This is a genomic window from Bacillus sp. HY001, from assembly GCF_007558965.1.
Taxonomy (GTDB): domain Bacteria; phylum Bacillota; class Bacilli; order Bacillales; family Bacillaceae_G; genus Bacillus_A; species Bacillus_A mobilis.
The window spans coordinates 203,732-213,461 of sequence record NZ_VLTE01000032.1 but is presented as its reverse complement, the minus strand read 5'-3'; the positions used below and the strand labels follow the sequence as shown (position 1 = coordinate 213,461).

Here is a 9,730-nt window from a genome sequence, read left to right as displayed (position 1 = left end):
TCAACAGTAAACTTGATAGGATTTTGATTTAAGTCGTAATGAATAGGAGCCTTCGTTTCAACGAACTGATAGTCTCCCGGACGTAAATCAGAAACAGAGATTTTACCATCTTTATCAGTAGTTAAATTAGAACGAACATCATTGCCGTTCATATCAACAATTTTAAATACCGCCCCTTCAAGAGTAGAGTTGTCAACGTCGTCAAGCTTAATTAATTCAACAGCGCCCTTCGTTAAGCTATTTGTAGCGGTAACAGAAGCTGTAGCCGTTTGACTCTTTTCAACAGTAAACTTGATAGGATTTTGATTTAAGTCGTAATGAGTAGGAGCTTTCGTTTCAACGAATTGGTAGTCTCCCGGACGTAAATCAGAAACAGAAATTTTACCATCTTTATCAGTAGTTAAATTAGAACGAACGTCGTGCCCGTTCATATCAACGATTTTAAATACAGCGCCTTTAAGGGTAGTACCGTCGACATCATCTACTTTAGAAAGTTCCACAGCACCTTTCGTTAAGCTATTCGTAGCTGTAACGGAAGCGATTTTTTCTTGCCCTTTTTTAACTGTGAACTTAATAGGTGTTTCGTTTAAGTCATAATGAGTAGGAGCTTTTGTTTCGATAAACTCATAGTCTCCTGGTGGTAATTCATCCACAACTAAACGGCCGTTTTTATCAGTAGTTAAATCAGTACGGACGTCGTGTCCATCCTTATTAACAATTTTAAATACCGCACCCTCAAGTGTTGTGTTTTCTTCAACATCATCCACTTTAATTAACTCCACACTACCTTTCGTTAAGCTGTTCGTAGCTGTAACGAAGACATGTTTTGTTTGACTTCTTTCAATTGTGAACTTAATAGGTGTTTCATTTAAGTCATAATGTTTCGGAGCTTTCGTTTCAATAAATTGATAGTCTCCAGGTTGTAAGTCTTTAGCGACAATTTTGCCGTCTTTATCGGTAACTAAATTCGTACGAATGTCGTTACCGTTCATATCAGTAATTTTAAATACCGCACCTTCTAGCATTTCTTTCACATCTAGAGAGTCAACTTTCGTTAATTCTACGCCACCTTTAGTTAAGCCATTTTTAGCAGTAACAGAAACGTGAGTTGATTGGCTTTTCTCGATAGTGAAAGGAATCGGTGTTTTATTTAAATCATAATCTTTAGGAGCCTTCGTTTCAACGAATTGATAATCTCCTGGTCGTAAATTAGAAGCAGAGACTTTCCCGTCTTTATCAGTAGTTAAATTCGTGCGAACAACTTTACCTTTCGCATCAATGATGTTAAATACTGCATCAGAAAGTTTTGTATCTGGATTTATATCATCCACTTTAATTAATTCAACAGCACCTTCAATTAAGCTGTTAGTAGCAGTGACTTGTAGCTTCTCTGCTTGGCTTTTCTTAATTGTAAATTTAAGCGGTGTACTGTCTAATTTGTAGTGTTCAGGAGCTTTCGTTTCAACAAACTGATAGTCTCCAGGACGTAAATCTGGAACAGAGATTTTTCCATCTGCATCTGTCGTAAGATTAATGTGAACATCATTGCCATTACTTAAATCAATGATGTTAAATACTGCGCCTTTAAGGGCAGTGCCATCGACGTCATCCACTTTAGAAAGCTCTACCGCACCTTTAGTTAAACTATTTTTAGCAATAACAGAAAGCGGTTCGGCTTGTCCTTTTTCAATTGTGAAAGGAATCGGTTCTTTATTTAAATCGTAGTGTTTCGGAGCTTTCGTCTCGACGAATTGATAATCACCAGGACGTAAGTTAGAAACGCTAATTTTACCTTGTGAATTGGTAGTAAGATTCTCGCGAATTACAGTACCCTTCATATCAACAATGTTAAATACTGCGCCTTCAAGAGTAGTACCATCGACGTCGTCCACTTTAATAAGTTCAACGCCGCCTTTAGTTAAACTATTTTTCATAGTAACAGTAGCAATATTTTTCTGGCTTTTTTCAACTGTAACTACCATTGGCTTTTTGTCTAAATCATAATGTTTCGGAGCCGTAGTTTCGACAAATTGATACGTACCAGGACGTAAGTTTTCAACAATGATTTTTCCTTCACCGTTTGTTTTTAAATCCGTTTTAAGTACTTTACCGTTTTGATCTAGTAAATTAAACACGGCATCGGCAAGTTTTGTTTGATCGTTTAAATCATCCACTTTAATTAATTCGATACTACCTTGTTTTAAACTATTTTTAGCGGTTAAAGAAATAGTCTCTTTCTGTCCTTTTTCAATAGTGAAATTGATTGGTGTTTCATCTAAAACGTAATGCTTAGGAGCTTCTGTTTCGATGAATTGATAATCACCAGGACGTAGGTCGTTAATTTCAATTTTCCCTTTACCATTTGTAACAAGACCTTTATGAATTACAGTACCCTTCATATCAACAATGTTAAATACTGCGCCTTCAAGTTTAGTACCATCGATGTCATCTACTTTAGAAAGTTCTACTGCACCTTTTGTTAGAGCGTTTTTGGCCGTAACATGAAGAGTTTCAGTTTGGCTTTTCTTAATTGTAAATTCGATCGGTGTTTTATTTAAATCGTAATGTTCAGGAGCAGCTGTTTCAATAAATTTATACGTACCAGGACGTAGGTTTTCAACAACAATTTTTCCTTCAGCATTTGTTTTTAAGCCTTCTTCAACTATCTCTCCGTCTGCATCTAATAAATTAAATACAGCATGAGCGAGCTTCGTATCAGTATCAATATCGTCAATCTTTGTTAATTCAACGCTACCTTTTTTCAACGTGTTTTTCCCTGCAACAGGAATCTTTTTCGTTTGGTTTCGTTCAATTTTAAATGGAATTGGTGTCTCATCTAACACATAATGTTCAGGAGCAGCTGTTTCAATAAACTGATAGTCTCCTGGACGTAAATTAGAAACAGAAATTTCACCATTTTCATCTGTAACAAGGTTTGTACGAACTTCTGTCCCGTCCATATCAACAATTTTAAATACTGCATCTTTCAGCATTGTACGATCGATGTCATCAATTTTTGTTAAAATGACGCCGCCTTTCGTTAAGCTGTTAGTAGCAGTAACGGTAATGTTTTCTTGTTGGCTTTTTTTGATAGTGAACGGAATCGGGTTTTTGCTTAGGTCATAGTCTTTTGGAGCCTTTACTTCAATAAATTGATAATCTCCCGGACGCAAGTCAGAAGCGGTAACGATACCTTGTTTATCAGTCGTTAACCCCTTACGAACTACCTTTTTAGTATCATGAGCATCAACAATTTTAAATTCTGCACCTTCAAGTGTAGTGCCATCAACGTCATCAACTTTTGTTAAAGTAACGCCACCTGTAAGTAAACTATTTTTTACAGTGACAGGGATAGGAAGATCTTCCTTGCTACCTTTTTTAATCGTGAACTTAATCGGTGTTTGATCTAATTTATAATGTTCAGGAGCTGATGTTTCAATAAATTGATAATCTCCTGGTGCTAAATCAGGAATAACTAGTACTCCATAATCATCTGTTTTTAAATCTTTTGCAATTTCTTTGCCAGTCGCGTCTTGTAGTTTGAATACAGCGCCAGCAAGAGCAATACTACTTTCCACATCATCTTCTTTAATAAGTTTAACTTTTCCTTTCGTTAAACTATTTTTAAATGTAAGTGGAAGGGGTTTTTGTTGCCCTTTTTCAATTGTAAATTCAATTGGTTCTACATTTACATCGTAATAAGTTGGAGCCTTTGTTTCGATAAGTTTATAGTTACCAGGACGTAAGTCATCTACAACTAGCATTCCTTTACTATCCGTAACAAGGTTCGTACGAACATCTTCATTCGTATCTCTATTAACGATTTTAAATACTGCACCTTCGAGTGTTTCCTTTTCATCTGCAGCATTCACTTTTGTTAATTCAATACCGCCTTTTGTTAAGCTATTTTTAGCAGTAACGGTAATTGGTGAAGTTCCTTGACTTTCTTTAATCGTGAACTTGATAGGTTTTGTATTTTTATCGTAATACTTCGGTGCTGTTACTTCGATAAATTTATAATTGCCAGGGCGTAAGCCAGTAGCGGTAACTTTCCCGTCTGAATTCGTTTTTAAGCCTGTACGAATGACTTTCTTTTCATCATTTGCATCAACAATTTTAAATACAGCACCTGCAAGAGTTGTACCATCGATATCATCAACTTTCGTTAATTCAACATCTCCTGGTTTTAAAGCATTTTCAGCTTTCACAAGTAGAGTTTCTTTCTGACTTCTATCGATTTTAAATTCAATAGGTTCTGCTCGTAAAACGTAATGTTCAGGAGCAGCTGTTTCAATAAATCTATACGTACCAGGACGTAAATTACTAACTGTAAGTTTTCCTTCTTTATCAGTGGTTAAGTTAGTGTGAACTTCATTATTATTTGCATCGACAAGTTTGAATACTGCACCTTTTAGCGGCTTTTTCTCACCAAACTCATCAACTTTTAATAATTCCACTTCTCCTGTTTTTAAGCTGTTTGTTGCTTTGGCAATAGCGAAAGACTGTTGACTTTTGTCAATTGTAAACGGAATCGGGTCTTTGTTTAACGTATAATCTTTTGGAGCTTCCGTTTCAATAAATTTATACATGCCAGGCTCTAAGTCTTTAACAGTTACTTTCCCATCTGCGCCAGTTGTTACATTTTCACGAATGACTTTCTTTTCATCATTTGCGTCAACAATTTTAAATACAGCACCTTCAAGTGTAGTGCCATCAACGTCATCAGCTTTTGTTAAAGTGACGCCACCTTTAATGAGATGATTCGTTGCGGTAACAGTAAATGCTTCCTTTTGACTTTTTACAATTGTAAACTCAATTGGTTTTTTATCTATGTCGTAATCTTTAGGTGCTTTTTCTTCGACAAATTGATAGTCTCCAGGGCGTAAATCTTTTGCTTCAATTTGACCTTGATCATTTGTCGTTAATTTTTCGTATCCGCGAATTACATTGTTATGTCGATCACGTACACTGAACTCCGCGCCTGATAAAGTTTTCCCATCTTTATCGACTTTTGTTAAAATGGCCGATCCTGGAATCAAACTATTTGTCGCAGTTCGGTATACTACAGTCGTTTGATCTTCTTTGACTGTAAATTTAGTAGGTGTACTGTTTAATTTATAATGCTCAGGAGCCGTTGTTTCTTGTAAGTAGTACGTTCCTGGTTTTAAATTATCTACAGCAATTTGACCTTTATCATCTGTTGTTAATTCTTTATGTTCAGGAATAACTTGTTTTTTTTCATCCAGTAAAGAGAAAACAGCATGTTTAAGTTTTTCCTTACTGTGAGCATCAATTTTTGTAAGTACTACTTTCCCGACAAATTTCTCATTTGTAAGGGGGTAAGTTGTAACTTCTTCAGAACTTAGCTCAACAAGTATACCTTCTCTTAATTTTTTACTAATTACATAACCCTCAGGTGCTTTCGTTTCTTTAATCATATATTTATCACGTCGTAAGTTGTTAAACTTAGCGACACCGTCATCACCTGTTGTAATTGTTCGAATAGCGGTTGTACCTGTTTGATCATATAAAGTAAATACTGCTCCGGCTAATGCTACTTTTCTATCTTTGTCATCAACCTTTATAATTTGAAGGCTCCCGCGTCCTTTACTAGCAGAACCACCTCCAGATCCAGTAGATACTTTAACTTCAACGAACTTAACATCTTCTACTTTCGTTAATGTTAAACGGTGACCAGTAATCGTCGCTTTATTACTTACCTTTTCATTATGATCTGCATTAATGAGTGAGCGGTATTCTAAAATATAAGCTCGCTCAATGGTATGAAGAAATTCAACTTTAAACTGTTGTTTCCCTGTATCGTTGTCTGTTATTACTTTGAGTTTATAGTCTGTTCCTTCTTTTAATTCATTTGCTGTATCTTTTGTTAAAGTTCCATCTACGGCTACCGTTGTCGGATATAGATGGAAGGACTTCTCATCAAGCACTTGATTATCTGTCGGTTCGTCTGTTACGACAGCATTTTCGATAGTTGATTGACTTGCATTAATAGAAACACTCCAATCAATATACTTGTCATTTTGCTTTGCTGTTTTCGTAACACCGCTACCACCGTTTGTAATCTCAAATGCACCATGGATAGTAGTAACAGTTTTCGACCCATCTTTTAAATCGGCATAATTATCGTAGCGCTTATTAATTTGTTCACCTGCAAGTGAAGTTTTAAAGCTAATATAATATGCAGAATTAATTTCGTTTTTAAAATGAATCGTTAATGTATTGTTATTATCTGTTGTTGGAGCTTCTATCGTATATTCGCTAGATGGAACAGGATCACCTACTTCAAATCCATGTGCACCACCAGTTAATTTCATATGTCGAACTTCAATAGATTCCGGTATTAATTTTTGGTTATCCCTTAATACGTCAACGATAGAAGGGTCCTTAATCGTCATATTATTATAGTTAAAACCTATGTCCCATTTAATTTCTTTCGTTTGGGCATTGTAAGAGCCGTATTTAAATCCGTTTCCTTTTGTGTAGTAATCAGGATCAAATGTATCATCAGATGAACTATTGTTCTTTTGATCATTTATGTCTATCCATGATAAATTTGCTGTATTTTTGAATGATTTATTATCTTTCTCTTTGGATAGATTCTCGTAATTAAAGTCTGTTGTGTATGTGATAGTTAAAGTTTTATTCATATTAGACTTATAATCACCAGCTAGTTTCACTTCAAATCCTTTATCTGTTACATCAAGTGTGTAATCAAACTCTGGATCAAGCGTTCTCGATCCATCTGTAATTTTGAAACTATCTTTCTGTAACGTTAGACCACCAAAGTCAAACGTATCCTTGATAACAGCATCGTTTAACACGTAGTTGTTATCATTTACAATAATTGTCCATTTTGTTGTTTTCGCATTGTAATCTGTATCGCCTGCATTTTTATTATGTTTCTTTATGATGTTTTGTTGTTGTAATGTAACCTTGTTTGTCTTACTTGAACCACCATCTGCGATAATTTTATTTTCGATTTCACCATCTGTGATGACATCACCCGCGGCTTTTGATGTGTAAGTAATTACGTAGGCACTATCAATATCAGTAGTAAACTGTAAATCAAATCCCTCAGTCGTTTCTTTTACTGTGAAGTTTGTAGCATTGTCACCAGTGACAATTTGCCCACTATCATTATAAGAAGCATTTTTTACAACAATAGAACTTAGATCAATTTTATGATCCTTATCTAGAATATCTTTTAAAAGAGCAGCCTCTTTTTCAATTTTTCTTTGGTCACCGTTGTAAGTGATCGTCCATTCGATTGTTTGTGTTTTTGGATTGTACTTGCTAGTTTTTTCTAGATGCGTACCTCGTTTTACAGTTACAGTTGCATTTGCAGATACATCTTTTTGATTCTTGCTTGATACCTTTGCTTCATTTTTGAAACTAGTAACACTTTCATCTGTAATCTTTGTCGCATATTCAATTTGATAAGCTTTATTCGTTTCGTTTTTAAAAGCGATATTTAATTTATCAGAGGATGAAGTAAGTTCATATTCTTCCTTAGGAACTTCTGCTCCACGAGTTGTCTTCCCGTTAATATCTACCTCTAAATAATAAACCTTAATAGAATCTTCATTGAGACTTGCTCCGTTTGGAATGTTATCTTGGAAGACAGCATTTGTCAGTGTATCTTTTGTCTTGTTCATTTCTACTGTCCAATTAATTTGATTCGTATTAGTTGGTCTATCAGGTACACCTTTTTTATCTATAGATTGTTTTACTTTAGGTTTAAAATCGAGCTCAATAATAACGTCTTTTTCTTTAATAGGGAATGGGATTTGTTTTTCTGTAGTCCCTGTAATTTTTACTTCATTAAACTCCGTACGAATGTTTAAATGTCCAGCTATATCAGGATGATCTTCAACATATTCGTTAAAAGTCATCGTTACTTTGCCATCAGGCGTAACAACGAATGACCCAATCGTATGTCCTTTTCCATCTATTAAATCCTGTGTAATCGTATTGTGGACAATAAAGTATTCTGGGAGTTGGAAAGTAAAATAATCATCTTTTTTGACGTTTAGCGATTTTAAAACTTCCCATGTAAAATCGATTTGGGTAATAGAATTTGGATTTGGACGATTATCCGTATTGTTAAATGGTTTACCGTCTTTATCTGTTAATGTGACACCCGTTAAAATGTTTTCTGTAATTTGCTTAGGTGATGGATCTGGATTCTCAACAGGTTGTTCTGTTGTGTTATCACCAGGATTTTCCGTAGGTTGCTGAGCATCACCATTTTTTTGCTCTTCCGCAGGTTGCTGAGCATCACCGTTCTTTTGCTCTTCCGCAGGTTGCTGAGCATCACCGTTCTTTTGCTCTTCCGCAGGTTGCTGAGAATCACCGTTCTTTTGCTCCTCCGCAGGTTGCTGAGAATCACCGTTCTTTTGCTCCTCCGCAGGTTGCTGAGAATCACCGTTCTTTTGCTCCTCCGCAGGTTGCTGAGCATCACCGTTCTTTTGTTTATCCGCAGGTTGCTGAGCATCGCCGTTCTTTTGCTCTTCCGTAGGTTGGTTGCTGAGCATCGCCATTCTTTTGCTCCTCCGCAGGTTGCTGAGCAGTATCCTTATCAGTAGTAGGTGAAGCTGGGTTATCTACTTGAACAGGAACTGAAATAGACTTAGCTGTTGTACCTAGAGGGAACGAGAGTTGAACAGATTTTGCACCAGGTTTTAAATCAGGATTGAATACTGTATCAAAATTGATTTTTCCGCTAGCACCTTTGGAATCTTTTACTTGATCGTTAAATACTAGTTTCATTTTGTTATCGTTTGCAGTAACAAAATATTGACCAATAATTTGCTGATCCGCCGTCAGATTTCCTTGTTGATTACTTTTAACTTTTAATGCGTTAGGTATTTGGAGCACTGCTGAGTCTGTCTGATGATCTTTTATTGACCAAGCATATTCTAGGTGAATGGTTGATCCTACTTGTATTAAGTTTTTAGGATTTAATGCTTCGTCAATAATATGATTCGTTGCATCTTTCATTTCAACAGTGTCAAATAATGAATTGCCTGTTAATGTTTCCGCTCTTACTTGATTGTATGGAAAACTAGCAAGCTGTGAAAATAGTACGAATACAATTAAACATATATTGAAAAGTTTTTTCATTGTGCCTCCTTTATGAATCCTTCTATTGTATAAAAATGCTTTGTGAAGGGATTATTTGTCATGGATCAATAGGACTTACGTGATGCCTCCTTTACTACGTATACTCTTTAGGGAAAGTATTCATATTCGATGCTTTGTAACGTAAAACAAAATGTATATTTTAATAATATAGGGAGCGAATATACAAATTTCGACAAAAAGTGTCGAATGAAATACTGATAAGGAATGATATCAGACCTTTATAGGATGTGACTTGTTACGTGGTTCTTTATAAAATAGGTACATGCAAAAAATATGCAGTGCAATGCTTAAACTATTTTATATTGATTTGTATTCTTGCAATGTGTAAAGAATCGTTATAAAGGTAAGTTTTACGATACATGCTAACCAAAATAATGTATCCTATTGTAAAAAGTTCTTTCGTATTGAGGTAGTAATAAAATGTAGCTTGAATTTGGTCAGGATGAAGAAAATATGTACTGTCTAAAAGAGTATACAATTCGTAGATTAAAGCGAAGACAGCGTTTTATAATAAATAGAACGCATTACTTTAATCGGTGCTATGAAATAAAAAAAGAAGGTACTC

At 35.3% G+C, this 9,730-nt stretch carries 2 protein-coding genes; both read right to left on the bottom strand.

The genetic code is table 11. The features are described 5' to 3' along the window. Positions 1-8,561, bottom strand: an 8,561-nt coding sequence (locus FOT98_RS17715) for a SpaA isopeptide-forming pilin-related protein (RefSeq protein ID WP_483861239.1), incomplete at its 3' end; no start/stop codon positions are given. Continuing rightward, positions 8,494-9,144: an Ig-like domain-containing protein gene (locus FOT98_RS33450; protein ID WP_395940769.1), complete on the bottom strand. Its 651-nt coding sequence runs from the start codon at positions 9,142-9,144 to the stop codon at positions 8,494-8,496. The genes FOT98_RS17715 and FOT98_RS33450, both read right to left, overlap by 68 nt. Between the last annotated feature and the right edge of the window lie 586 nt (positions 9,145-9,730).

Excerpts from the sequence above, each read along its gene's own strand:
- FOT98_RS33450 (WP_395940769.1), bottom strand. The coding sequence starts at position 9,144 with ATGAAAAAACTTTTCAATATATGTTTAATTGTATTCGTACTATTTTCA.